22 protein-coding genes and 2 rRNA genes are annotated in these 24,886 nt (G+C 73.6%); 10 read left to right on the top strand and 14 right to left on the bottom strand.

Going from position 1 to position 24,886, the window contains the following annotated elements:
• From J4709_RS25470 to J4709_RS25480, 3 genes are all read left to right on the top strand, one after another.
• Positions 1-238: ribosomal RNA gene (locus tag J4709_RS25470) — 23S ribosomal RNA — on the top strand; the annotation flags it as partial.
• A gap of 156 nt (positions 239-394) precedes the next feature.
• A 5S ribosomal RNA gene (gene rrf / locus J4709_RS25475) occupies positions 395-511 on the top strand.
• A 61-nt stretch (positions 512-572) separates the two neighbouring features.
• Positions 573-962 carry a hypothetical protein gene (locus J4709_RS25480; RefSeq protein WP_208244328.1) on the top strand — a complete coding sequence of 130 codons (390 nt, stop codon included), beginning with the start codon at positions 573-575 and terminating at the stop codon, positions 960-962.
• On the opposite strand, the gene J4709_RS25485 is transcribed toward J4709_RS25480, so the two are convergent.
• From J4709_RS25485 to J4709_RS25495, 3 genes are all read right to left on the bottom strand, one after another.
• Positions 943-1,689, bottom strand: coding sequence for a hypothetical protein (locus tag J4709_RS25485; RefSeq protein ID WP_208244329.1), 747 nt, complete (start codon positions 1,687-1,689; stop codon positions 943-945). The two genes, J4709_RS25480 and J4709_RS25485, sit on opposite strands and share 20 nt — an antisense overlap.
• Positions 1,686-1,991: a YciI family protein gene (locus J4709_RS25490; RefSeq protein WP_208244330.1), complete on the bottom strand. Its 306-nt coding sequence runs from the start codon at positions 1,989-1,991 to the stop codon at positions 1,686-1,688. The genes J4709_RS25485 and J4709_RS25490 overlap by 4 nt, the downstream gene beginning before the upstream one ends.
• A gap of 91 nt (positions 1,992-2,082) precedes the next feature.
• Positions 2,083-2,694, bottom strand: coding sequence for a TetR/AcrR family transcriptional regulator (locus J4709_RS25495; protein ID WP_208244331.1), 612 nt, complete (start codon positions 2,692-2,694; stop codon positions 2,083-2,085).
• A gap of 101 nt (positions 2,695-2,795) precedes the next feature.
• Here J4709_RS25495 and J4709_RS25500 point away from each other — a divergent pair, with 101 nt between their 5' ends.
• The 5 genes from J4709_RS25500 to J4709_RS25520 all read left to right on the top strand — a co-directional run bounded on the left by J4709_RS25500 (position 2,796) and on the right by J4709_RS25520 (position 9,685).
• Entirely contained in the window at positions 2,796-4,682 is a 1,887-nt protein-coding gene (locus tag J4709_RS25500; RefSeq protein WP_208244332.1) for an acyclic terpene utilization AtuA family protein, read from the top strand.
• A complete protein-coding gene (locus J4709_RS25505; protein WP_208244333.1) occupies positions 4,679-6,271 on the top strand; it encodes an acyl-CoA carboxylase subunit beta in 1,593 nt (530 codons plus the stop codon). Before J4709_RS25500 ends, J4709_RS25505 begins: the two co-directional genes overlap by 4 nt.
• A 4-nt stretch (positions 6,272-6,275) precedes the next feature.
• Positions 6,276-8,243, top strand: coding sequence for an acetyl/propionyl/methylcrotonyl-CoA carboxylase subunit alpha (locus J4709_RS25510; RefSeq protein ID WP_208244334.1), 1,968 nt, complete (start codon positions 6,276-6,278; stop codon positions 8,241-8,243).
• The gene (locus J4709_RS25515) at positions 8,240-9,394 is read left to right on the top strand and encodes an acyl-CoA dehydrogenase family protein (RefSeq protein ID WP_208244335.1); all 1,155 of its coding nucleotides are present in this window, start codon (positions 8,240-8,242) and stop codon (positions 9,392-9,394) included. The genes J4709_RS25510 and J4709_RS25515 overlap by 4 nt, the downstream gene beginning before the upstream one ends.
• 108 nt (positions 9,395-9,502) lie before the next feature.
• Complete coding sequence (locus J4709_RS25520; RefSeq protein ID WP_208244336.1) at positions 9,503-9,685, top strand: hypothetical protein; 183 nt, start codon at positions 9,503-9,505, stop codon at positions 9,683-9,685.
• Positions 9,686-9,759: 74 nt separating this feature from the next.
• Here J4709_RS25520 and J4709_RS25525 read toward each other — a convergent pair whose 3' ends face one another.
• From J4709_RS25525 to J4709_RS25550, 6 genes are all read right to left on the bottom strand, one after another.
• Positions 9,760-10,323, bottom strand: a complete 564-nt coding sequence (locus J4709_RS25525) for a P-loop nucleotide/nucleoside kinase family protein (RefSeq protein WP_208244337.1) — start codon at positions 10,321-10,323, stop codon at positions 9,760-9,762.
• Positions 10,323-11,384, bottom strand: a complete 1,062-nt coding sequence (locus J4709_RS25530) for an enolase C-terminal domain-like protein (RefSeq protein WP_208244338.1) — start codon at positions 11,382-11,384, stop codon at positions 10,323-10,325. Before J4709_RS25530 ends, J4709_RS25525 begins: the two co-directional genes overlap by 1 nt.
• Positions 11,385-11,472: 88 nt before the next feature.
• On the bottom strand, positions 11,473-11,919 hold the full coding sequence (locus J4709_RS25535; protein ID WP_208244339.1) for a hypothetical protein: 447 nt from the start codon (positions 11,917-11,919) through the stop codon (positions 11,473-11,475).
• 77 nt (positions 11,920-11,996) lie between these two features.
• Positions 11,997-13,514, bottom strand: coding sequence for an LCP family protein (locus J4709_RS25540; protein ID WP_208244340.1), 1,518 nt, complete (start codon positions 13,512-13,514; stop codon positions 11,997-11,999).
• A gap of 110 nt (positions 13,515-13,624) precedes the next feature.
• Entirely contained in the window at positions 13,625-14,905 is a 1,281-nt protein-coding gene (locus tag J4709_RS25545) for an LCP family protein (RefSeq protein ID WP_208244341.1), read from the bottom strand.
• 135 nt (positions 14,906-15,040) lie between these two features.
• Positions 15,041-16,477, bottom strand: a complete 1,437-nt coding sequence (locus J4709_RS25550; RefSeq protein ID WP_307801544.1) for a GuaB1 family IMP dehydrogenase-related protein — start codon at positions 16,475-16,477, stop codon at positions 15,041-15,043.
• Positions 16,478-17,197: 720 nt separating this feature from the next.
• Here J4709_RS25550 and J4709_RS25555 point away from each other — a divergent pair.
• The gene (locus tag J4709_RS25555) at positions 17,198-18,109 is read left to right on the top strand and encodes an Lrp/AsnC family transcriptional regulator (RefSeq protein ID WP_208244343.1); all 912 of its coding nucleotides are present in this window, start codon (positions 17,198-17,200) and stop codon (positions 18,107-18,109) included.
• A gap of 93 nt (positions 18,110-18,202) precedes the next feature.
• Here the strand turns inward: J4709_RS25555 and J4709_RS25560 are convergent, their stop codons facing one another.
• The 5 genes from J4709_RS25560 to J4709_RS25580 all read right to left on the bottom strand — a co-directional run bounded on the left by J4709_RS25560 (position 18,203) and on the right by J4709_RS25580 (position 23,808).
• Positions 18,203-19,795: a Na+/H+ antiporter gene (locus tag J4709_RS25560; RefSeq protein ID WP_208244344.1), complete on the bottom strand. Its 1,593-nt coding sequence runs from the start codon at positions 19,793-19,795 to the stop codon at positions 18,203-18,205.
• An 85-nt stretch (positions 19,796-19,880) separates the two neighbouring features.
• Positions 19,881-20,768, bottom strand: coding sequence for a LysR family transcriptional regulator (locus J4709_RS25565; protein ID WP_208244345.1), 888 nt, complete (start codon positions 20,766-20,768; stop codon positions 19,881-19,883).
• Between the two features lie 73 nt (positions 20,769-20,841).
• Complete coding sequence (locus tag J4709_RS25570) at positions 20,842-22,428, bottom strand: MFS transporter (RefSeq protein ID WP_208244346.1); 1,587 nt, start codon at positions 22,426-22,428, stop codon at positions 20,842-20,844.
• Positions 22,429-22,477: 49 nt separating this feature from the next.
• Positions 22,478-22,741: a ubiquitin carboxyl-terminal hydrolase 14 gene (locus J4709_RS25575; RefSeq protein ID WP_208244347.1), complete on the bottom strand. Its 264-nt coding sequence runs from the start codon at positions 22,739-22,741 to the stop codon at positions 22,478-22,480.
• 32 nt (positions 22,742-22,773) lie between these two features.
• Positions 22,774-23,808: a GDP-mannose 4,6-dehydratase gene (locus J4709_RS25580; protein ID WP_208244574.1), complete on the bottom strand. Its 1,035-nt coding sequence runs from the start codon at positions 23,806-23,808 to the stop codon at positions 22,774-22,776.
• A gap of 158 nt (positions 23,809-23,966) precedes the next feature.
• Here J4709_RS25580 and J4709_RS25585 point away from each other — a divergent pair, with 158 nt between their 5' ends.
• Complete coding sequence (locus J4709_RS25585) at positions 23,967-24,866, top strand: tyrosine-type recombinase/integrase (RefSeq protein WP_208244348.1); 900 nt, start codon at positions 23,967-23,969, stop codon at positions 24,864-24,866.
• Positions 24,867-24,886: the final 20 nt, after the last annotated feature.

Below are 24,886 nucleotides of genomic sequence, written 5' to 3' on the forward strand. Positions count from 1 at the left end.
CGGGACGGACGAACCTCTGGTGTGCCAGTTGTCCCGCCAGGGGCACGGCTGGTTGGCTACGTTCGGTCGGGATAACCGCTGAAAGCATCTAAGCGGGAAGCCTTCCTCGAGATGAGTTCTCCCTCCCCTCTTCGGAGGGGGTAAGGCTCCCAATAGACGATTGGGTTGATAGGCCGGGTATGGAAGCGCGGTAACGTGTGGAGTTGACCGGTACTAATAGGCCGAGTGGCTTGAACACACTGAACGTTCAATTCGAATCGCTGTGAGTGTTCGCGTCCCTGTGCGGTTCCCAGGAAACAATCCGGGAACCCGCTATAAGTGAAGATGGTCGAGCCTTGGTTGCTCGGACGAGTCTTCCCGCACCCTGGCGTGATTGGGGTGTTGGGGTTGGTCGTTCGGTGGTTTTGGCGGAGGGGAAACACCCGGTCCCATTCCGAACCCGGAAGTTAAGCCCTCCAGCGCCGATGGTACTGCATGGGAGACTGTGTGGGAGAGTAGGACACCGCCGGACTCATATTAGGAAGGCCCCGCCGTTCACGGCGGGGCCTTCCGCATTTCCGGGGTCAGGCCCAGTGGCCCGCGGCGGCGGCTTCGGCGACATAGTCCTCGAACGGCCTGGCCGGCCGTCCGAGGGCGCGCTCGACGCCGTCCGACACCGCCGCTTCCCGGTCGTCGCTCTCATTGGTGTGATGCCGAGTGGGCCGAACATGTCCGGTTTTCTCGGGCGTCTCGTCTCCAGCAGCCCCGCCCGCGTGCAGCGACCAGGCCGGCGGGTCATCGGCACCTTCAGCGGGACCTATACCAACGCGACGTCGACGCTCGCGACCACGTCCGGGCATGTCAGGGTCGGCGGCACGAATGACGGCAAACCGACGTGCGTCGGGCTGCTCAACGATCTCGACACCATCACGTTCGCGTCGTCCTTCACGCTGAGCTCGGCGATCAGCGTGACGCGGAGCTGACGCGGGACCGTGCGGGTGGGCTCGCTCCGGTGAGGTGCTCCCAGTGGGCGAGCTCGTCCGCATGCGATCCCGTGGAGGTCGCGGCGGTGACGGCGCCGATCGAGTCGTCGGCCGGCTCGGCGCCTTCGCGGTGGAGGAGGGTCAGCGGCCAGGCGGGGGTGCCGGTCCCGCCGTCGAAGGGAGTCCAGTTCCAGGGGGCGATGAAGCGCCAGGCGCGTCCGGCGGAGTCGGCCAGCTCGTCGTCAAGGCACAGGAACGCGTATGGGCGGAAGAGGAGTTCCGCGGTGATGGGCTGGTCGTCGTCGGGGTCGATGCAGTAGCCCTGGTATTCCGCGTCGGGATCTTCGGACTCGCCGTGCCGGAGGAGGACGAGGTTCCGGCGTGAGCGGGGCAGCCGACCGGTTTCCAGCGGCGGGTCGAAATGGTCGACGGACATGACGTGGACGATCGCCGGCCGGATCCCGACCCGGCAGCGGTCGCCGGCGGCGAGTGCGTCCGCGTCGGGGATCGTGGTGAAGAACCCGCGGTCGTCGTCCAAGGAGGAACCGAGGGGGAGGGCTACGTCGCCGTTCCACTGGATGAAGTCGCTCTCGGGGTCGATCTGCCACCAGGGCCAGCGGATCGCCACGTCGTAGAGATGGACGGCGCTGACGACCGCGTCGGTGAACGGGCAGGAGATCCGGAGGACGTCACCGGGCCGGAAGCCGCCGGGAGGTTCGCCGATCACGGGGCGTCCGAGTCCAGGAGGCCTGCGAGGTCGGCGTGGGTGCGGCCGGGGACGATCGTGGTGATCGTGTGGCGGCCGACGCCGGCGCGGACGAACGGGTCCTCGGCTGCGATCTTCTCGACGGTGGCGCGGTCGACGCCCGCGGCGATGATGAGCCCGCCCTGCCCGGACGGGACCGTCTGCCCGGAGACCAGGAACGTGTCGGCGGCATGATGCCGGTCGAGGAACGCCACGTGGTCGCGGACGTGCGGCGCGGCGGCCTCCTCCGAGCCGGTGTACTCCAGGCGCAGCAGGTGCAGCATCCCTTGTCGACCTCCATGAACCGGGACGGTCGGGCCAGTCTTCCAGCGGGCTCCGACATTCGCGGCGGCCGGTGCCACGGGCTCCCCGGGGTCAGCGCCGGGACAGGGCGAGGTCGAGCGTCGTCGCCCACTGGCGCAGCAGCCGGGTGCGGCGGGCCGAGTCGTCGGTGAGCAGGTCGGCGAGGCCGAGGCCGCGGACGAGGTCGAGGGTGGCCTGCACGGTCTCGCGGACGCCGGGCACGGACTCGTCCGCGCCGAGGGCCTCGACGGTGAGGCGGTGCGCCTCGCGTCCGACCCGGGCCTCGAGCGGCAGGACCTGGGCGCGCAACTGCTCGTCGGAGCTGGCGGCGACCCACAGCTGGAGCGCGGCGCGGAACAGCGGGGTGGTGTACATCTCGCCGAGCAGCGTGACGACGTCGAGGGTGGACGGCCGGCGGTCGGCGAGGGCGTCCAGGTGCTCGCGCATCTGCGCCATCCGCACCTCGGAGCCGTACTCGACGGCCGCGGTGACCAGCTCTTCCCGGGTGCGGAAGTGGTGCTGCGCCGCGCCGCGCGACACCCCGGCGCGTTCGGCGACGGTGGCGACCGTGGTGCCGGCCCAGCCCACGGACGCCAGGCGGTCGACGGCCGCCTCCAGGAGGCGCCGCCGGGTCGCGCGGCTGCGGTCCTGCTGCGGTTCGCGGGGGATCGCCTGCGTGGTCATCTCTTCCTCGGCTCGGGTGGCCCTCCAGTCAACCAAACCGGGCCGCGGAAAAACAATCAAGCGCGATTGATTTTTTCGGGGCGGGCTGGCAGGGTGCTGCCATGAGTCGACCCTTGCGGATCGGTAACGCCTCGGGCTTCTACGGCGACCGCTTCAGCGCGGTGCGGGAGATGCTGGAGGGTGGTCCCCTGGACGTCCTCACCGGCGACTACCTGGCCGAGTTGACGATGCTGATCCTGGGCCGGAGCCGGATGAAGGACCCCGGAGGCGGGTACGCGTCCACCTTCCTGCGGCAGATGGAGGAGTCCCTGGGGCTCGCCGCCGAGCGCGGCGTCAAGATCGTCACCAATGCCGGCGGGCTCAACCCGCGCGGGCTCGCCGAGCGGCTGCGCGAGCTGGCCGGACGGGTCGGTGTGGACGTGCGGATCGCCCACGTCGAGGGCGACGACCTGCTGCCGCGCGCCGGCGAGCTGGGGCTGGCCGACTCGCGCTACGGCGACCCGCTCACCGCCAACGCCTACCTGGGCGCCTGGGGCATCGCCGAATGCCTGCGGGCCGGCGCGGACGTCGTGGTCACCGGACGGGTGACGGACGCGTCGCTGGTCGCGGGGCCGGCGGCCGCGCATTTCGGGTGGAAGCGCGATGACTGGGACGCGCTGGCCGGGGCGACGGTCGCCGGGCACGTCCTGGAGTGCGGCGCGCAGGCGACCGGCGGCAACTACGCCTTCTTCGAAGAAATCTACAATGTAAAGCCACTGGGCTTTCCGCTGGCCGAGGTGCATGCCGATGGTTCCAGCGTGATCACCAAGCATCCGGGGACCGGCGGTGCCGTGACCGTCGAGACCGTCACGGCCCAGCTGCTGTACGAGATCGGCGCGCCCGCCTACGCCGGCCCGGACGTGACCGCGCACTTCGACGCCGTCGAACTGGCGCCGGACGGGCCCGACCGGGTGCGGATCGGCGGGGCCCGGGGCTCGCCGCCGCCCGCCACGACGAAGGTCTGCCTGAACCACCTCGGCGGCCACCGCAACGAGATGACGTTCGTCCTCACCGGGCTCGGCATCGAGGCGAAGGCCGCGCTCGCGCGGGCCCAGCTCGAGGCCGCGTTCGGCGACACCCCGCCCGCGCGGGTCGAATGGACGCTCATCGGCGGCGCCGCACCCGATCCCGCGACGCAGGGCGAGGCGACGTCGCTGCTGCGATGCGCCGTCCTCGACCCGGATCCGGAGAAGGTGGGGCGCAGGTTCAGCGGGGCCGTCGTGGAGCTGGCGCTGGCCGGGTACCCCGGCTTCACGATGACGTCGCCGCCAGGCAAGGGCGGCCCGTACGGGGTGTACGAGCCGGCGTTCGTGCCTAACGGGGAGGTCGAGCACGTCGCCGTCCTGCCCGATGGGCGGCGGGTGGCGATCCCCGCCGCACCGGTCGTCGCCGCACCGATCCCCGGCGCACCGGCCGTCGCGGAGCCCGAAGCCGAGACGCCTGGAAGACGGCCCCCGCCCGCCCAGGGGGGCGACCCCACTTCCAGTGTCCAACCCGCAGGTCAGGGCGCGGAAGTGGAACGGCATTCTGTGGACAACCCGCCCCCGCCCGCCGGCGAGGCCGCGAAGACGGTGCGGGTTCCCTTGGGGCGGGTCGCGGGGGCGCGGAGCGGGGACAAGGGCGGGGACGCCAACATCGGCGTGTGGGCCCGGACGGACGCGCAATGGCGGTGGCTCGAGCCCTTCCTCACCGCCGAGCGGCTGAACGAGCTGCTGCCCGAGACCCGCGAGCACACCGTGCGGCGGTACGTCCTGCCGAACCTGCGCGCGGTCAACTTCGTCGTCGAGGGACTGCTGCAGGAGGGCGTGTCCGCATCGACCCGGTTCGACCCGCAGGGGAAGGCGCTGGGGGAGTGGCTGCGGTCCCGCCTCGCCGACATCCCCGAGTCCGTCCTCGGCCCGCCGGGCCCGGCGGCGGAGACCATCCAGAACCCGGAAGGAGTCCGTTGACCCTCAAGAGCACGCTCGACACCGGCGGCCCGGAGTACCGGGAGCGGCGCGCCGCCATGCTGGAGAAGCTGGCGGCGCTGGACGCCGAGCACGCCAAGGCGCTGGAGGGAGGCGGCGAGAAGTACGTCGCACGGCACCGCAAGCGCGGGAAGCTGCTGGCCCGCGAGCGCATCGAGCTGCTGCTCGACCCCGACTCGCCGTTCCTGGAGCTGAGCCCCCTCGCCGCCTGGGGCAGCGACTTCCCGGTCGGCGCGAGCGTCGTCACCGGCATCGGCGTCGTCGAGGGCGTCGAATGCATGATCGTGGCGAACGACCCGACGGTGCGCGGCGGGTCCAGCAACCCGTGGACGGTGAAGAAGAGCTTCCGCGCGTCCGACATCGCGCTGGAGAACCGGCTCCCGGTCATCAACCTGGTCGAGTCGGGCGGCGCGGACCTGCCGACGCAGAAGGAGATCTTCATCCCGGGCGGCCGGATGTTCCGGGACCTGACCCGGCTGTCGGCCGCCGGGATCCCGACGATCGCGCTGGTGTTCGGCAACTCCACCGCCGGCGGCGCGTACATCCCCGGCATGTGCGACCACGTCGTCATGGTGAAGGAGCGCGCGAAGGTGTTCCTCGGCGGGCCGCCGCTGGTGAAGATGGCGACCGGTGAGGAGGCCGACGACGAGGAGCTGGGCGGCGCGGAGATGCACGCCCGAACGTCCGGCCTCGCCGATTACATGGCCGCCGACGAGGCGGACGCGCTGCGCATCGGGCGGCAGATCGTCAAGAACCTGAACCACCGCAAGCTCGGCCCCGCGCCCGGCCCCGTCGAGGAGCCGCTGTACGACGCGGAGGAGCTCGCCGGGATCGTCCCGGAGGACCTGAAGATACCGTTCGACCCGCGCGACGTCATCGCCCGGATCGCGGACGGCTCGGAGTTCGACGAGTTCAAACCGCTGTACGGGACGAGCCTGGTCACCGGCTGGACCCGGATCCACGGCTACCCCATCGGGGTCCTCGCCAACGCGCAGGGCGTGCTGTTCGGCGCGGAGGCGCAGAAGGCCGCCCAGTTCATCCAGCTCGCGAACCAGGCGGACACGCCGCTGCTGTTCCTGCACAACACCACCGGCTACATGGTCGGCAAGGAGTACGAGCAGGCCGGGATCATCAAGCACGGTGCGTTGATGATCAACGCGGTGGCGAACAGCAGGGTGCCGCACATCTCGATCGTGATGGGCGCCTCGTACGGGGCGGGCAACTACGGCATGTGCGGCCGGGCGTACGACCCCAGGTTCCTGTTCGCGTGGCCGAGCGCGAAGTCGGCGGTGATGGGGCCGCAGCAGCTCGCGGGCGTGCTGTCGATCGTGGCGCGGCAGGCCGCGGAGGCCCGCGGCCAGGCCTACGACGAGGATCAGGACCGCGCGATGCGCGAGCTCGTCGAGGCGCAGATCGAGGCGGAGTCGCTGCCGTTCTTCCTGTCCGGCCGGCTCTACGACGACGGGGTGATCGACCCGCGCGACACCCGCACCGTCCTCGGCCTGTGCCTGTCCGTTGTCCACAACGCGCCCGTGCGCGGAGCCGACGGCTTCGGCGTCTTCCGGATGTGAGCTGATGATCAACAGAGTGCTGGTCGCCAACCGCGGCGAGATCGCCCGCCGGGTGTTCCGGGCCTGCCGGGACCTCGGCATCGGGACCGTCGCCGTCCACTCCGACCCCGACGCGTCCGCCCCCTATGTGCGGGAGGCGGACGCGGCGGTGCGGCTGCCCGGGGCGTCCCCGGCCGAGACGTACCTCGCGGCGGCGAAGGTGGTGGACGCGGCGCGCCGGGCCGGCGCCGACGCCGTCCACCCCGGCTACGGGTTCCTGTCGGAGAACGCCGCGTTCGCGCAGGCCGTCGTCGACGCGGGCCTGACCTGGATCGGGCCGCCGCCCGCCGCGATCGCCGCGATGGGCTCGAAGATCGAGGCGAAGAAGCTGATGGCGGCGGCCGGGGTCCCGGTGCTGCCCGAACTGGACCCCGCGCAGGTCGCCGCCGCGGACCTGCCGCTGCTGGTGAAGGCGTCCGCGGGCGGCGGCGGGCGCGGCATGCGGATCGTCCGCGCCCCGGAGGAGTTGGCGGACGCCGTCGCCGGCGCCCGCCGCGAGGCCGAGTCGGCGTTCGGCGACCCGACCGTGTTCTGCGAGCCGCTGCTGGAGAACGCCCGCCACATCGAGGTGCAGATCATCGCGGACGCGCACGGTCGCGTCCGGGCCCTCGGCGAGCGCGAATGCTCCATCCAGCGCCGCCACCAGAAGATCATCGAGGAGGCTCCGTCGCCGGCGGTCGGCGCCGACCTGCGCGCCGCGCTGTGCACCGCGGCGGAGGACGCGGCCCGTGCCATCGACTACGTCGGCGCCGGAACGGTCGAGTTCATGCTCGCGCCGGACGGCCGGTTCTACTTCCTGGAGGTCAACACCCGGCTGCAGGTCGAGCACCCGGTCACCGAATGCGTGTACGGGGTGGACCTCGTCCGCATGCAGATCGAGTGCGCCGAAGGCGCCGCCCTCCCGGACGAGGCGACGGAGCCGCGCGGGCACGCCATCGAGGTCCGCCTGTACGCCGAGGACCCCGCGCACGACTGGCGCCCCGCGAGCGGCACCCTCCACGGCTTCGAGGTGCCCGGCGTGGACGCCGAGTTCGCCGTCCCGTCGTCGTTCGGGCTGCGGCTCGACAGCGGCGTGGAGAGCGGCAGCGAGGTCGGCGTCCACTACGACCCGATGCTCGCCAAGGTGATCGCCTGGGGGCCGACCCGCGCCGCCGCCGCGCGCCGGCTGGCGGCCGCGCTGCGCGGCGCCCGCGTCCACGGCCTGACCACCAACCGCGACCTGCTGGTGCGGATCCTGGAGGAGCCGGCGTTCCTGGCCGGCGACACCGACACCGGCTACCTCGACCGCATCGGCCTCGACGCGCTCGCCGCGCCCCTCGCCGACGCGGCGGCCGCCGACCTGTCCGCGCTGGCCGCCGCGCTCGCCGCGGCGGCGGGCGCCCGCGCGTCCGCCGGGGTGCTCGGCGGGCTGCCGTCCGGATGGCGCAACGTCCGGTCGCAGCCGCAGCGCCGGTCGTTCGACGGCCCGCACGGCACGGTCGACGTCGACTACCGCCTCGGCCGCGACGGCCTGGCCAGCGAACTGTGCCCCGGCACGGCGCTGGTCGGCGCCGAACCGGACCGCGTCGTCCTCGACCGGGACGGGCTGCGCGAGACGTTCACCGTCGCCGCCGCCGGAGACGAGGTGTTCGTCGACTCCCGGCTCGGGCCCGTCGCGCTGCGGGCCGTTCCGCGCTTCACCGACCCGAGCGCGCAGGTCGCGCCCGGCTCCCTGCTCGCCCCCATGCCCGGGACGGTCGTCCGGGTCGAGACCGAGCCCGGCGCGGCCGTCGCCGAGGGGCAGACCCTCGTCGTCCTGGAGGCGATGAAGATGGAGCACCGCATCGCCGCCCCCGCCGCCGGGACCGTCGCCGAACTGAACGTCGAGGCCGGACGGCAGGTCGAGTCCGGCGCCGTCCTCGCCGTCATCTCCGTGGAAGGAACCCCCGAATGAGCTTCGTCGAGACCGAGGAACGGCAGGCGCTGCGCGCGGCCGTCGCCGAACTGGGCGCCAAGTACGGCTCGTCGTACTACGTGGAGAAGGCCAGGGCGGGCGAGAAGACCGACGAGCTGTGGGCCGAGGCCGGGCGGCTCGGCTACCTCGGCGTCAACGTGCCGGAGGAGTACGGTGGCGGAGGCGGCGGCATCGGCGACCTCGCCGCCGTCTGCGAGGAGCTCGCCGCGGCGGGCTGCCCGCTTCTGCTGATGGTCGTCTCCCCGGCGATCTGCGCGACGATCATCGCCCGGTCCGGCACCGAGGCGCAGAAGAAGCACTGGCTGCCGAGGTTCGCCGACGGGTCGGTGAAGATGGCGTTCGCGATCACCGAGCCGGACGCCGGGTCCAACGCGCACCGCATCACCACCACCGCGCGCCGCGACGGCGACGGCTGGCTCCTGAACGGCCAGAAGACGTTCATCTCCGGCGTGGACGAGGCCGACGCGGTGCTGTTCGTCAGCCGCACCGAGGACCAGAAGGGCAACCTGCGGCCCTCGCTGTTCATCGTCCCGACCGGCACCGACGGCTTCACCTTCACCCCCATCGACATGGAGATCGTGTCGCCGGAGAAGCAGTTCATCTGCCACCTCGACGACGTCCGGCTGCCCTACGACGCGCTCGTCGGCGACGAGGACGGCGGGCTGCTGCAGCTGTTCGCCGGCCTCAACCCCGAGCGGATCATGGCGGCCGCGATGGGCGCCGGGATCGGCCGGCTCGCGCTCGGCAAGGCGATCTCCTACGCCAAGGACCGGCAGGTGTTCAAGACGCCGATCGGCGCGCACCAGGGCCTCGCGCACCCGCTCGCCGCCGCCAAGATCGAGCTGGAGCTGGCCCGGCTGATGGGGCAGAAGGCCGCCTGGCTGTACGACGAGGGCGACGACATGGGCGCCGGTGAGGCCGCGAACATGGCCAAGTACGCGACCGCGGAGGCCGCGATCCACTGCGTCGACCAGGCCATCCAGACCCACGGCGGCAACGGCCTGACCACCGAGTACGGCGTCGGGATGCTCGCCGGGGTCGTCCGGCTGATGCGGATCGCGCCGGTCAGCCGCGAGATGATCCTCAACTTCGTCGCGCAGCACTCGCTGGGCCTGCCCAAGTCGTACTGACCCGGCCCGCCCGCCTTTGCCTACTTATGGCGATGTGAACGTTACAGAGAGTGTCTAGAGGGGGACCATCGCGGGGCAACCGCCGCATAGCGAATGAAAGGGATGATCATGCGGAAGTTTGTCTCTGCCCTGGTCCTGACCGCCGCCGCACTGCTCGCCGGCTTCTTCGGGCTCACCACGTCCGCGTCGGCCTCGACCACGTCCGCCGCCGCGCCCGCCGCGGTCTCCTGGGGCTGCCACCACTGCTGCGGTGACCACAACACGAACGTGAACATCAACATCAACGGCTGACGCCCGCCGCGGCCGCCGTGCCCGTCCGTCCCGGGCGCGGCGGCCACGGCCGGCCCGGGGCCCGGTGCGGCCCGTCAGGCGAGCAGCGCGTCCAGCTGCGACTCCAGCGACCGCGGTGCCGCCAGCCGGTTGTCGACCGCCTCATGCGGGACGGGCGGCGGCTCGTCCGGGCGCATCCGCGCGACGAACGCGCCGAACTCCGCGAGCTTGCCCGCGTCGCGGGGCAGGCCGCGCTCCTCCAGCCGGTGCCTGAGCGTCGCCGCGTCCGTGCGGATCCACAGCAGCCGCACGGCGGGGCCGCCGAGCGCGTCCACCCACTCCGCCCAGCGGGCGGGGGAGCGGATCTGACCGGTGAACGGCGCGCTCAGCAGCACCGGGCAGCCGTGCCCGCGGACCTCCCGCGCCGCCGCGGTGAGCCCGGCGTACTCGTGCCGCTTCACGTGCTCGTCGTACCAGGGGCCCTCGCGCTCGCCCGGGTCGCGGCCGTGCGCCGCGAGCGTCGCCGCGACGAACGGGCCGAACAGCGTGTCCTTGTCGAGCAGCGCCGGGACGGGGCGCAGCCGCGCGAGCAGCAGGTCGCACACCGTCGACTTGCCGCCGCCGGGCGGACCCGCCACGATCCAGACGTCCGCCGGCATCAGGCCGGCAGCCGCATCCGGCGGGTCGCCAGCCGCTCGATGCGGGCCTCGTCGATCTCGTGGCCGAGCCCCGGCTGGGTCAGCGGCACCCCGACGACCCCGCCGGACGAGCGGACCGGCGGCGTCACGAACACCGGGCCGCCCGCCGGGTCCGACACCTCGCTCGGCAGCGTGCAGCCCGGCAGCGCCGCCAGCGCCACCGCCGCCGCCTGCCCGACGCCGAACGCGCCGGACCCGCTGCACCACACGTCCCAGCCCGCCGCGTACGCCAGGTCGTGCGCGCTGCGCGCCGCCGTCAGCCCGCCGAGCCGGTCCAGCCGCAGGTGCAGGGCGCGGCCCGCCTCCAGCGCGATCGCCGCGTCCAGCGTCTCCAGATCGCCGACGGCCGGCGCGACCGCCGCACTGACCAGCAGCTGCAGGCGGGCGTGCGCGGCGAGGTCGTCCGCGGCGAACGGACGCTCGATCGCGACCGGCCCGTAGGCGTCCAGGGCCTCCAGCACCGCCATGTGCTCGGCGGATCCGGTGTAGGCGTGGCCGGCGTCCGCGACGAGCGCCAGCGCCGGATACGCCTCCCGCAGCGCCCGGACGGGCTCGACGTCCCAGCCCGGCCGGATCGGGAGGGTGACGCGGGTGTGGCCCGCGCCGACCGCCCTGTTCGCGCGGGACGCGACCGCGTCCAGCAGCGGCTCGGCGCTGAGCCGCGCGCCGGTGACGATGGACGTCCGCGTCCCGCCGAGCGCGTGCGCGAGCGGCAGGCCCCGCTCGCGGCACCACAGGTCCCAGCAGGCGACGTCGATCGCCGCGGCGGCCTCGTTCGCGCCGAGGTCGGCGGCGGCGGACACGTCCTCGGGACGGTCCCAGTCCAGCCCGATCAGCGCCGGCGCCATCCGCGTCTCGATGTCGGCCCAGCCGGGGCCGGGGTTCGCCGTCCCGGTCGGGACGGCCATCTCGCCCCAGCCCGCCGCGCCGTCCCCGCCGGAGAGCCGGACGAGAATGCTCTCGGGCCGCCGCCCGCGCGGCATCGCGACGCGGAAGGCGTCGCAGCCAAGGATCCGGGGCACCCGCACCCGCCCTCTCGTGGTCGGAAGTGTTCTCCCCTCAATGATCCCCCCTCCCGGGACCTGGCAGAACACCGGCGGGGCGGAAGCCTCAGCGGCGCCTCAGGATGGGGCGCAGCGGGCGCCCCTCGTAGCCGCCGTCCTCGAGGCCCGCGAGGCGCTCGAAGGGGTTGAAGGACGCCCAGTCGCCGCACAGCGCCATCGAGATGCCCGCGCACGCCAGGTACAGGGGGATCATGACGACGCCGAGGCACCACGCGTACTGGGTGGAATGCCGGGCCTCGTGCTGCAGCAGTCGCGGGTTCGACAGCAGCATGGACGCGTCGCCGCGGACGAGGATCACGTTGCCGACCGTGAACGCCGACGCGATCGGCACCGGCGGCCGGTAGCCGCCCGCCACCAGCAGGCCGTCCCCGGCGCCGCGCAGGCGCGGGCCACCGCCGGAGCGGCGCGTCGCCGCCACCGCCAGCAGCAGGCCGAGCGGCGTCGACAGGTTGACGGCGTTGACGACCGAGCGGACGCGGTATGCGGGCTTCACCACGCCAGTGTCGCGCCGCGGCCGCCGCCGCGCGACCGCCCCGCGGGCGGCCGCGGGCGGCGGCCCGGCGCGAGAGGTCAGGACGGGCAGGTCGCCGCGAGGGATGTCGGCTTGCTCTCCGGCTTCGGCACGTCCGTCGCCGAGGGGGACGCGCCGTCCGGCGCGCCCGTGCTCGGCTTCGCGCTCGGCGAGCCGTGCGCCGCGAGGTCCGACGAGCCGGTCGGCGACGGGCTCGGCGAGCCGGACGCGTGCGCCTGCTCCGGGCTGACCGCCTTGGCCGCCAGCCGCCGGATCAGCCCGAAGTCGGGGTTCCCGGAGTTGATCAGCGGCGGGACGAACTGCAGGCTGTTGATCTGCGCGCCGTCCTTCACCTTGCTCGACAGCTTGATCAGCGCCGGCAGCAGCTCCTGCGGGATGTCGGTGGACAGCGTCCGCTTGGCCGCCGCGGCGAGCTTGTCGAAGCTGGTCAGCACGGTCTGCGGGTCGGCCTGCTGCGCGATCGCCCGCATCAGGCACTTCTGCCGGCCCATCCGCACGTAGTCGTCGCTGTCGGTGCGGGAGCGCCCGTACCAGAGCGCCTCCTTGCCCTTCAGCGTCCGGTAGCCGGGCTGCAGCACCTGGCCGTCCAGGCCGTACGGGATGGCCTGGGTGACCCGGATCTTCACGCCGCCCATCGCGTCGACGATGTCGGCGAAGCCGAACATGTCGACCAGGATGTAGTAGTCGACGCGGAGCCCGAGGATCCCGGCGATGGTGGCCTTCAGCAGCTCGGGGCCGCGGCGGTTCTTCGGCACGCCGGGCACCACGTCCGGGTGGTTGTCGGCGTACTCGTACACCTCGTTCAGCAGCCCCGGGTTCGCCGGGCCGTCGCCGGTGAAGCCGTAGGGGAAGCGGTCGCGGGCCGGGCCGGGCGGCATCTGGAACTTCTCCAGGTTGCGCGGCAGGCTCAGCAGCACCGTGTCGCCGGTCTTGGTGTCGACGCTGGCGAGCGTCATGCTGTCGGTGCGGACCCCGGTCCGGTCGGCGGCCGAATCGCCGCCGAGCAGCAGGATGTTCACCCGCGGCTGCCCGTCCCACGGGTCCGAGGCGTCGATCGGCCGGCCGTTCTGGCTGCCGGTGCGGAAGATGCTGGTCAGCGCGTCCCGGTAGACGTAGGTGCTGTGCGCGCCCCACGCCACGGGCACCGCGACGGCGAAGCACATCACCGCGACGGCGGCGGCGCCGAGCGTCCGGGCGCTGATCGACTGCCGGGCGGGCCGCAGCACCAGGTAGGAGCGGATCAGCACGGCGACCCACACGATCCCGAGGACGACGATCCCGGCCGCCAGCCGCTGCAGCTCGTCCGGCCGGACGGCGAGGTGGACGAGGCTGGAGCGGTAGACGGTGACGGTGACCGCCACGGTCGCCACCACCACGGCCCACAGGGCGAGCAGCAGGCCGCCGATGATCCGTTTGCCCGCGACCAGGTGCGCGACGCCCCAGACGAGCGCCGACGCGAGGGTCAGTGCAAGCGCGCGGGGGAGGCCCCCCTCGCCGTCTGGGGAACGGTCCGCGTCCTCTTCCGGGACGCGCTGGCCCGCCGATGGACTCGACATGTAACGCTCCGTCCCCCACCCATGGTGAATTAAGCCCCTGGCTCACATTATGGACGCGCAGAACCGGACAAAGGTTGCGTGGGAGTCGACCGCATGCGAGCGCGACGTGATCAGTTGCAGCTCACGCTCAGGATAGGCAATCCGATCACGGGGCGGGCGGCCGGGACCCGTTCGCCGGGCGCACGGGCCGCCAGGGCCCGCAGCGCGGGGTGGTCGGCGGGCGGCGCGGACGCCCGGCCTGCCGCCGGCCGCAGGCTCGTGATCTCGGCGTTCTCGATCTTGGCGGCCAGTCCGGCGAGCGGCGGGAGCAGCCGGCGGGGCACGTCGGTGTTTACCGAATTGATGAGAACCCGGGCGAGTCGCCGGTAGCGCTTCAGGACCGCCATTGGCCCGGTTTCCCGAAGATTTGCCCAAAAAGGGCAGCCTTTCTTGGCAGATGCGGCGCGCGAGGCCGTTCCGGCGAGTTCGCGGACGCCGCGCTCGTCCACCTTCACGTAGTACGGGATGTCCTGCCCCAGCATGTGGGCGACCGTCCGCTTCAGCAGCTCCGCGCCCGGGTCGCGGACGCGGCCGCCGCCCGCGAGCAGCTCCGGATGCTCGGCGCCCTCCCGGTAGACCTCGGACAGCGGTCGCCCCGCCGCGAACGGCACCGGCCCCGCGCCCGACCACACCGGGACGCGGCGCAGGCCGTCCGGCAGGCCCAGCAGCGTCGTGGCGCCGGACCGGGTGTCGACCCCGGCCACGGTGATGCCGCCGACGCGGCCGGGATCGCGCGGCGCGTCCGGGCCGGCGCCGATGAGCAGGACGTTGAGGCGCGGCCCGCCCGGCCCCCGGTCCGCGCCGCCCCGCCTGGCGGCGACCTGCACGGCGGGCGCCGGCACCGGCCCGTCCGCGAAGACCGTCCGGATCAGGTGCCGCTGCACGTAGCCGTACTGGGCCAGGCTCAGCGGCGGCACGATCACCAGCAGGCACAGCACCGAGACGGTGGTGCCGCCGGCCAGCCGCCACAGCGGGGCGAGCCCGTCCGGCGCCAGCACCGCGTAGGAGTGGGCGATCAGCAGCGCCCACAGCCCCGCCACCACCACGCAGGCCGCGGTCAGCGTCATCAGCCAGGACGGCCGCACCGACAGCTCCAGGAACAGCGCCCGGTACCGCCCGCCGGCGAGCGCCGCCGCGGTCAGCGCCGCCGCCTGTACGCCGAGCAGCGCCGCGCCCACCCCGACGCGCCCGGCCCGCAGATGCGCGATCCCCGGCACCACCGGCGACACGGCCGCGATCAGCAGCGCCTCCGCCAGCCGCCGGGGCGCCGCCAAGCGCCCGCCGGCGGCCCTCCCGGCGCCGGCCCGCCCGCCGGGCCCGCCTCCCGCCGCGGCCGGATCCCCGTCGACCATGCTGTCGCCCCCTCCGGGGCGGCGGACCCCGCATCCCCGCCCCGCACCAAGAGCGTGCAGGCCAGGGTCATGATCGAGAGGCGGATCCGGGGCCGTGTCGCGTAAATCCGGCGCCCGGGCCGGGTCAGGGGCGGGTCACCAGCTGGTGGACAGCGGCATGCCCTCGGCGTAGCCCGACGAGCTCTGGATCCCGACCGTCGCCCGCTCGTGGAACTCCTCCAGGGTGCGCGCGCCCGCGTAGGTGCACGAGCTGCGCAGCCCCGCCACGATCGAGTCGACCAGGTCCTCCACGCCGGGGCGCTGCGGGTCCAGGAACATCCGCGAGGTGGAGATGCCCTCCTCGAACAGCGCCTTGCGGGCCCGGTCGAACGGCGAGTCCTCGGCGGTGCGCAGCCGGACGGCCCGCGCCGAGGCCATGCCGAAGCTCTCCTTGTACATCCGGCCGTCGGCGGCGTGCTGCAGGTCGCCCGGCGACTCGAAGGTGCCGGCGAACCAGGAGCCCACCATCACGTTCGCGGCCCCCGCCGCGAGCGCCAGCGCGACGTCGCGGGGGTGCCGGACGCCGCCGTCCGCCCACACGTGCCGGCCGAGCCGGCGGGCCTCGGCGGAGCACTCCAGCACCGCGGAGAACTGCGGCCGCCCGACCCCGGTCATCATCCGGGTGGTGCACATCGCGCCCGGCCCGACGCCGACCTTGACGATGTCGGCGCCCGCCTCGATCAGGTCGCGGGTGCCCTCGGCGGTCACCACGTTCCCCGCCACCACCGGCACCGCCGGGTCCAGCCCGCGGACGGCGGCCAGCGCGGCGATCATCTTCTCCTGGTGGCCGTGCGCGGTGTCGACCACGAGCAGGTCGGCGCCCGCCTCCAGCAGGGCCTTGGCCTTGCCCGCCACGTCGCCGTTCACCCCGACGGCCGCGGCGATGCGCAGCCGCCCCGCCCCGTCGACCGCGGGCTTGTAGAGGGTGGCGCGCAGCGCGCCGGTGCGGGTGAGCACGCCGGTGAGCCGGCCCTCGGCGTCCACCACCGGCGCGAGCCGGTGCCCGCGCTCGTGCAGCCGGTTGAACGCCTCGCGCGGGTCGACGCCGTGCGGCAGCGTCACCAGGTCGCGCGACATGATGTCGCGCAGCTGCGCGAACCGGTCGACGCTCTGGCAGTCGGCCTCGGTCACCACGCCGACCGGCCGGTCGTCCTCCACCACGATCACGGCGCCGTGCGCGCGCTTGGGCAGCAGCGCCAGCGCCTCGCCCGCGGTGCTGCCCGGGTCCAGCCGGATCGCGGTGTCCACCACCAGGTCGCGGCCCTTCACCCAGCCGATGACCTCCGAGACGACCTCGACCGGAATGTCCTGCGGGATCACCGCGAGGCCGCCGCGGCGGGCGATCGTCTCGGCCATCCGGCGGCCCGACACCGCCGTCATGTTCGCCACGACGAGCGGCACGGTCGTCCCGCTGCCGTCGACCGTGGACAGGTCCACCTCCAGGCGGGACCCGACCGAGGACCGGCGCGGGACCATGAAGACGTCGTTGTAGGTGAGATCGTGAGCGGATCGCTCACCGTTCAGCAGGTGCACGGCTGTACTACACACCAATCGCGGATCAGAGTGGCTGGGCCACCGTACATTGTGATCCATACCCGCGGGTGCTCCGGCCAAGCGCCCGCCCGGCCCGCCCGGCGAGCCCCTCCGGCCCTCCCGCAGGCCCGTGACCGGGGGTGATGGTCGTGTGTCCGCGGGGATCGGCCGGGTGATCTCGCGCGCTGCGTCCGCCCCCTTCCCGCCGCAACGGAAGTGTCTTCGCGGACGAGGTTGAAAAGGGTGCAACGTGGGGCTTGGCTCTCTGTAAAGTTACCTCTTGACGTAACTGCGCCCCCGATGCACTTTTCTTACATGTGCGTCACGCGGACGGCCGACCCGCCGTAGGGGCGCGCACATCAGAAGACCGGGAGAAGAGGCAATGCAGGTCACGCACTCGAGCCCGGTCGGCAGCGACCGTCCGCACCGCGGGCCGCCCCGCCCGCACCGTCCCCCCGGGAGTGACCATCGCCACCCCGCGCGCCCGCCGCCCGCCCGCGCACGCGTCCGCGCGCGGGCCCGGCCCCGGCCGCGTTGCGCTCCCGGACCGGCCGGCGCGGCGTCGGAAACGGCGCCGCCCGCAACCCGGCGCCGACGCTTCGACGGTCGCCGGGCGGGACGAACACGAGCAAGATCAATATTTGACGCCATACCGTCCGGAAATGGAATGATCTTGCAGTTCCCAGCAGAACGATTCACCACATGTCGAGGAGGACAGCCGTGCTGGATGCGGTCGACGCCGTGCTCGTCCGCGAGCTCCAGCGGGATGGCAGGGCGACGTTCCAGGCGCTCGCCGACCGCGTCGGGCTTTCCCGCACGGCCGTGCGGGCACGGGTGCAGAGCCTTCTCGAGACCGGCGTCGTGCGCGTCGTCGGGATCGTGCACGCCGCCGTCGTCGGCGCGGAGGCGATCGGGCACGTCTCGGTCACGGTGGAGGGCTCGGCCCGGGAGGTCGCGGACGCCGTCGCCGGCCGCCCGGCGGTCAGCTTCGCCGCGCTGACCGCGGGCCCGCACGACCTGGTCGTCCAGGTGCGCACCCGCGACGACGCCGCGCTCGCCGCCGAGGTGGACGGGCTGCGGTCCGTCCACGGCGTGCGCTCGGCGGAGGTCTTCCGCTCGGTCTGCACCGTCCGCGACACCCACGCGGTCGTGCGGGAGCTCGGCGAGGTCACCCTCGACGACATCGACTGGCGGCTGCTCCAGGAGCTGCAGCGCGACGGGCGCGCCCCCTACACCCGGCTCGCCCACATCATCGGGCTGTCGCAGGCCGCCACCCGCGCCCGCGTCGTCCGGCTGATGCGCACCGGCGTCATCCAGGTCACCGGCCTGGCCGACCCCCTCGCGCTCGGCGCCGCCGAGCTCGGCGGGTTCGGGCTCGTGGTGACCGGCGGGCTCCGCAAGGTCGCCGAGGCGGTCGCCGCGCAGGACGGCGTCCGCTACCTGGCGACGGGCTTCGGCCGCTACGACATCGTCGGCCAGGCCGAGGCCGCCTCCCGCGCGGAGCTGGTCGCCGTCCTGGACGCGATCAGGTCCGTGCCCGGCGTGACGGTCCGGGAGTCCTGGCACCACCTGGACGTGGTGAAGGAGTCCTACGCCGTCGAACTCCCCGAACGGCCGCTGAACGGGGCGTGAGGGGCAGCCGCCGCGGGCGCCGACTCCGGCGCCCCGGCGGCGACAGCCGTGCCGCGGGCGCGGCCGTGCCGCGGGGCCGCCGGTGCCGCGGGGTCAGTCGCGGCTGAGCGCGACCTCCTCCAGGTCCAGCTCGTGCAGGACCCGGTTCAGCACCTCGTCGTCGATCCGGCGGTCGTTGCGCATCTGCACGAACACCTCCCGCTCCGCCGACAGCATCTCCCGCCGCAGCCGCCGGTAGGTGGCCGTCGGCACCTCCTCGCCCTGCGGGCCCGTCCCGCCGCCGAGCCGCTCCCACGCCCGCAGCTGCCGGTGCTCGGCCAGCTGCCGCAGCCGCTCCACGACCGCCTCGTCCAGCTCCTCGGCGGCGGTCAGCTCCTCCAGCCGCGCCAGCGCCGCGTTCGCCGCCGCGTGCTGCGCGCCCGCCTCGGCGACCGTGTCGGTGTAGCGCTCCCGCTCGCTGCCGACGCCGAGCACCCGGATCAGCGCCGGGAACGTCAGCCCCTGCACCAGCAGCGTCGCGAGCACCGTCGTGAACGTGAAGAAGATGATCAGGTCGCGGCCGGGGAAGGGGGCGCCCGACGCCTGGAACGGGATCGCGAACGCCGCCGCGAGCGACACCACCCCGCGCATCCCCGCCCACGACACGACCGTCGCGCCGCGCCACCCGAGGTCCTCGCGGGCGCGCTCGCGGCGCGACAGCAGCCGCGGCAGCCGCGAGGCGGGGAACACCCAGACGAACCGGGCCACGACCGTCACCGCGAAGATCGCCGCGGCCCACCCGGCCAGCTCCGGCCAGCCGTGCCCGGACAGCCCGTCCACCACCGGCGGCAGCTGCAGCCCGATCAGCAGGAACACCACCGACTCCAGGACGAAGACGACGACCTTCCAGAACGAGTGCCCGATCAGCCGCGTCACCGCCGCCGACTCGGTGAACCGGTGCCCGAGGTACAGGCCGCTGATCACCACCGCGATCACCCCGGAGGCGTGCACGCTCTCGGCGATCAGGTACGCGGCGAACGGCGCCAGCACCGCGACGCCGTTCTCCACCAGCGGGTCGTCCAGCCGGGTCCGCAGCCAGTGCAGCGGCGGCCCGAGCAGCAGCCCCACCACCGCGCCGACGCCCGCCGCGAACAGGAACCGCCACATCCCGTCCGCCAGGGTGAAGCCCGCGCCCGCCGCCGCGATCACCGCGACGCGGAACGCGGTCAGCGCCGTCGCGTCGTTGAACAGGCTCTCGCCGACCAGCACCGTCACCGTCCGGCGCGGCAGCCCGAGCCGCTGCGCCACGCTGACCGCCGCGACCGCGTCCGGCGGCGCGACGATCGCGCCGAGCACGCACGCGGCCGCCGGCGGCAGCCCCGGGACGATCAGGTGCGCCGCGTACCCGACGGCGAACGTGGTGAACAGCACCAGCCCGATCGACAGCAGCCCGATCGACCAGGCGTTCTCCCGCAGGTTGGCGGCGGAGCTCTGCCACGCCGCCGAGAACAGCAGCGGCGGCAGGAAGACGAACAGGACGAACTCCGGGTTCAGCTCGAACTCCGGGACGCCCGGCACGAACGAGAGCGCCAGCCCCGCGATCACCAGGACCAGCGGCGCGGGCGCCCCGCCGCGGCGCGCCGCCGCGGCCACCGCCAGCGCGACGACCGGAACGGCCAGCAGCCAGAGTGCGTGCGTCGTCTCCACGCGCAGATCATGGCACGGCCGGCCGGCGACCCCGAACCCGGCGGACGACGGTGCGGCCCGGCGGCATTGCCCGGCGGTGCGGGGGTCAGCGCGGCTCGCGGCCGCGGACGTCCCGGGCGTCGTCCTTGGCGAAGGCCAGGAAGTCGCGGGCGGACGGCGAGAGCCGGCGGTGCGCGTGCACCAGCCCGACCAGCCGGGTGATCGGCGGCATGAACGACCGGACGGCCAGGCCCTCGGTGGCCTCCAGCTGGTTGCGGTACCACAGCAGCGAGCCGAGCCCGGCGCGCACCCAGCCCAGCCAGGCGCCCCGCTCGTCGGACTCCGCCACCGGCACCGGCCTCGCGCCGGCCCGCCGCAGCACCGCGTCGACCTCCGCGCGCCGGGCCCCGCCCCGGGCGGGCAGCACCAGCCGCATCCCGTCCAGCGCGGCGGGCGGCACCGGCTCGCGGAGCCGCAGCGCCGGCGGCGAGACCAGCACCATCTCGCGCTGCTCGATCGGGTGCGCGGTCAGGTCGCCGGGCACCGGCAGGTCGGTGAGGGCGAGGTCGGCGCGGCCCGCCCGCAGCGCGGCGGCGGCCTCGTCGCGGCCCGCGCAGCGCACCACGCGGACCCGCACCGCCGGCTGGTCGCGGGCGAACCGCGGCAGCAGCCGGCCGGTCAGCTCCGGCTCCAGCGACGGGGTGGTGGCGACGCGCAGCTCGGCGCCGCGCCCGTCCGAGCGGGCCGCCGACATCCCCTCGATCGCGTCGACGGCGTCCAGCGCCGCCCGCGCCTCCCGGACCACCTTCTCGCCGACCGGGGTGAGGACCACGCCGCGGCCGGAGCGGGCGAACAGCTCCACGCCGAGCTCGCGCTCCAGCTCGCGGACGGCGCGCGACAGCGCGGGCTGCGCGACATAGAGAGCCTGGGCCGCCGACGTCATCGTGCCGTGGTCGGCGGTCGCCACGACATAGCGCAGCTGCCGCAGATTCATGTCACGACCGTATGACAACGAACCGCTCCGGTCCTGGACATAGCCGGAATCGGACCGAGAACGGGCCGGGCGGTCACGGCCGCGGCGGCGCCGCCTTCGTGCCGTCGTGACCCGGGGGCCCGGCGGGGACGGCCTCCGGTTCGGGCTGCAGCTGCGGGGCGCCGACGGAGCAGTGGCTGCGGCACTCCGGTTCGACCTGCTCGCCGGTCGGCGCGCGCAGCGCGTCGCGGGACACGGTGAAGAACGTCAGCACGGCGCCGGCGGCCAGCAGCGCCGCGCAGGCCGTCATGGCGATGCGGAAGCCGTGCGAGAAGAGGGCGGGGTCGTTGTAGGCGTCGCCGGTCAGCCCGGCCAGCGGCGGGATCGCGGCGACCGCGAGCAGCCCGGCGGCCCGCGCGACGGCGTTGTTGACGCCGCTGGCGACGCCCGCGTGCCGGACGTCCGCCGTCGCCAGCACCGTGGCGGTCAGCGGCGCGACGACCGCGGACAGCCCGAGCCCGAACACCACCACGGCGGGCAGCACGTCCTGGACGTAGGAGGAGTTCTTGTCGATCCGGCCGACCAGCAGCATGCCCAGCGCGGCGACCGCCAGCCCGGCGGTCATCGGCAGCCGCGGGCCGACCTTCTGCGCGAACGCGCCCGCCCGCGCCGACAGCAGCAGCATCAGCGCCGTGACGGGCAGCAGCGCGGTGCCCGCCGCGATCGGCGAGAACCCGCCGACGACCTGCAGGTTGAGCACGAACAGGAAGAACAGCACGCCCATCCCGCCGTACATGATGAACGTGACGACGTTGACGGCGGAGAACTGCCGGGAGGCGAACACGTCCAGCGGCAGCATCGGCTGCGGCACCTCGCGCCCGCCCGGCCCCGGCCGCCCGCCGAACAGCCGCCGGCGCCGCCCGCGCGCCCGCTCCAGCAGCACGAACCCGACGGCCGCCGCGACGCCGACCACGGCCGCGACGCCGATCACGACCGCCGGGGTCCGGCCGCCCGGCGCCTCGGTCAGCGCGTACGTCGTGCCCGCCAGCGCCAGCGCGGCCAGCGCGGCGCCGGGCACGTCGAAGCGGCCGCGGGCGTCCGGGTCGACGCTCTCCGGGACGTGCCGGGCGGCGACGAGCACCACGACCACCGCGAGCGGCACGTTGAGCAGGAACACCCACCGCCAGCCCGCCGCCTCCACCAGCCAGCCGCCCGCGAACGGGCCGACGGCCCCGGCGACGCCGCCGAGCCCCGACCAGGCGCCGACCGCGCGCGGCCGGTCGTCGGCCGCGAACGACGCCTGGATGATCGCCAGCGAGCCGGGGGTGAGCAGCGCGCCGCCCATGCCCTGCAGCGCCCGCGAGAGCACCAGCATCTCGACGTTCAGCGCCATCCCGCACAGCACCGACGCCACCGCGAACCAGACCACGCCGATCAGGAAGATCCGGCGGCGGCCGTACCGGTCGCCGAGCGACCCGCCGAGCAGGATGAACCCGGCGAGGGTGAGGGTGTAGGCGTTGACCGTCCACTGCAGCCCCGCCATGTCGGCGTGCAGGTCGCGCGCGAGCCGCGGTAGTGCCACGTTCACCACGGTCGAGTCGAGCATCGCCACGCTCGACCCGAGGACGGTCGCCAGCAGGATCCAGCGCCCCGGCGCCGTGCCCAGCCGGACGTCCGGCATCAGGGCCTCCCGGCGGTGCGCGCCCTCCGGCCCGGGCCCGCCGGTCCCATCAGACGATCAGTTCGTCGGCGAAGCACCAGCGCCAGTCCTCGCCCGGCTCGAACGACCGGACGATCGGGTGCCCTTCCTTCTGGTAGTGCGCGGTGGCGTGCCGCATGGGGGAGGAGTCGCAGCAGCCGACGTGCCCGCAGCTCAGGCAGAGCCGCAGGTGCACCCATCGGGTGCCCTGCTCAAGGCACTCCTGGCAGCCCTGCGGGGTGCCCGGCGCCGGGTCCTCCACCGGAACGGACCGAACGTGCTCACAAGTGGCCATACGGGCATCGTGCCACGCCCGCGGTCAAGGGATCACCAGTGGTCGGGGCTGAACGGCTCGTCCTCGGGACGGGCCGACTCGGCGAGCAGCCGCAGGTCCGACTCGACCATCATCGTCACCAGGCCCTCGAAGGTCACCTCGGGCTCCCAGCCGAGCTGCTCGCGGGCGCGCTTCGGGTCGGCGCAGAGCAGGTCGACCTCGGCGGGCCGGGTGTACTTGGCGTCCAGGACGACGTGGTCCTCCCAGTTCAGCCCGGCGGTGCGGAACGCGAACTCGACCAGCTCGCGCACCGACTGGGTCTGCCCCGTCCCGATCACATAGTCCTCGGGGGAGTCCTGGGCGAGCATCATCCGCATCGCGCGGGCGTAGTCGCCGGCGTAGCCCCAGTCGCGGCGGGCGTCCAGGTTCCCGAGCCGCAGCTCCTTGGCCAGGCCCAGCTTGATGCGGGCCGCGCCGAGCGACACCTTGCGGGTGACGAACTCGGCGCCGCGGCGCGGCGACTCGTGGTTGAACAGGATCCCGCTGACCGCGAACATCCCGTACGACTCGCGGTAGTTCTGCGTGATGTAGTGCCCGTAGCTCTTGGCGACGCCGTAGGGGCTGCGGGGGTGGAACGGCGTCTTCTCGTTCTGCGGCGTCTCCCGGACCATCCCGAACATCTCCGAGGACGACGCCTGGTAGAAGCGGATCTGCTCGCGGCCGGGGGTACGGGACGGGCTGATGCCCGACACCACCCGGATCGCCTCCAGCATCCGCAGCACGCCCATGCCGGTCACCTCGGCGGTGAGCTCCGCCTGCTGCCACGACATCGGGACGTAGGAGATCGCGCCGAGGTTGTAGACCTCGTCGGGCTGGACCCGCTCGACCGCGGAGATCAGGCTGCCCTGGTCCAGCAGATCGCCGGTGGTGATCTGGACGTCGCCGATGTGCTTGCGCAGCCGCGACACGTGCGGATTCGCCTGCCCCCGGACCAGGCCCCACACCTCGTACCCCAGGTCAAGCAGATGCTCGGCCAGGTACGAGCCGTCCTGTCCGGTGATGCCGGTGATGAGTGCTCGCCTGGACAGCGATGACTGAGCCAAGGTGGCCCTCCTGAGGACGCGAAACGTGTTCTGAGCTGCGGGAACACCCTCCCGAACGGAGGAGACGTACCATGGGGGCCTCTACCCGAGAGAACGCCTACAACCAGTCGAATGAGGGTGACCAGAGACAGAAGGTTACTGGAATGGCGTTCGACCCCTACAGCCAGGACATCACCTCTTTCCGGAGGCACCTGGCAGCGACCAACAAGTCGCCCCGCACGATCAAGATCTACGTCGGTGCCGCCGAGAAGTTCGCCACCTGGCTGACCGAGCACACCGACTGCCGGGGCTGGATGGACGTGGAGCCCCGCGACATCGAGGGCTGGACGATCGGGATCCTGGAGTCCCGCTCGGCCGGGTACGCCTCCAACCTCCACCGGGCCCTCCAGCAGTTCTTCAAGTGGTGGGCCGCCGAGGAGCAGGCCCCCAACGTCATGCTGGGCATGAAGGCCGTCATCGTGCCCGACAAGCCCGTCCCGGTGCTGTCCAAGGAGCAGCTCCAGGCGCTGCTGAAGGGGGCCAGCGGACGCGACTTCATCGACCGGCGCGACCACGCGATCATCTCGCTGTTCATGGACTGCGGGATCCGCAAGGACGAGCTGGCCAAGCTCGTGGTCGATGACGTCGACCTGGACGACCGGGTGGTCTACGTCGTGGGCAAGGGCCGCCGTCCCAGGGCCGTCCCGTTCGGCCACAAGACCGCCCTGAGCCTGGACCGCTACCTGAAGGCCAGGGCCAAGCGGCCCCAGGCCCGGCGGCCGGAGCTGTGGCTGTCGGCCAAGAACGGCACCGTCCTGACCGCCTCGGGGATCTACCAGATGGTCCAGCGGCGGGGCGAGGACGCCGGGATCTACATGCTGTACCCCCACCAGCTCCGGCACAGCTTCGCCCACCACTACCTGGCGGCGGGCGGCCAGGAGCGCGACCTGATGCGCCTGGCGGGCTGGAGGAGCCCCACCATGCTCCAGCGCTACGGGGCGTCGCTGGCCGACGAGCGGGCCAGGGCGGCGGGCCACCGGCTGGCCCTGGGGGACAGGCTCTGAGGCCCTCACAGGGCCGCTGA

It is taken from the genome of Actinomadura violacea, from assembly GCF_017573465.1.
Lineage (GTDB): Bacteria > Actinomycetota > Actinomycetes > Streptosporangiales > Streptosporangiaceae > Spirillospora > Spirillospora violacea.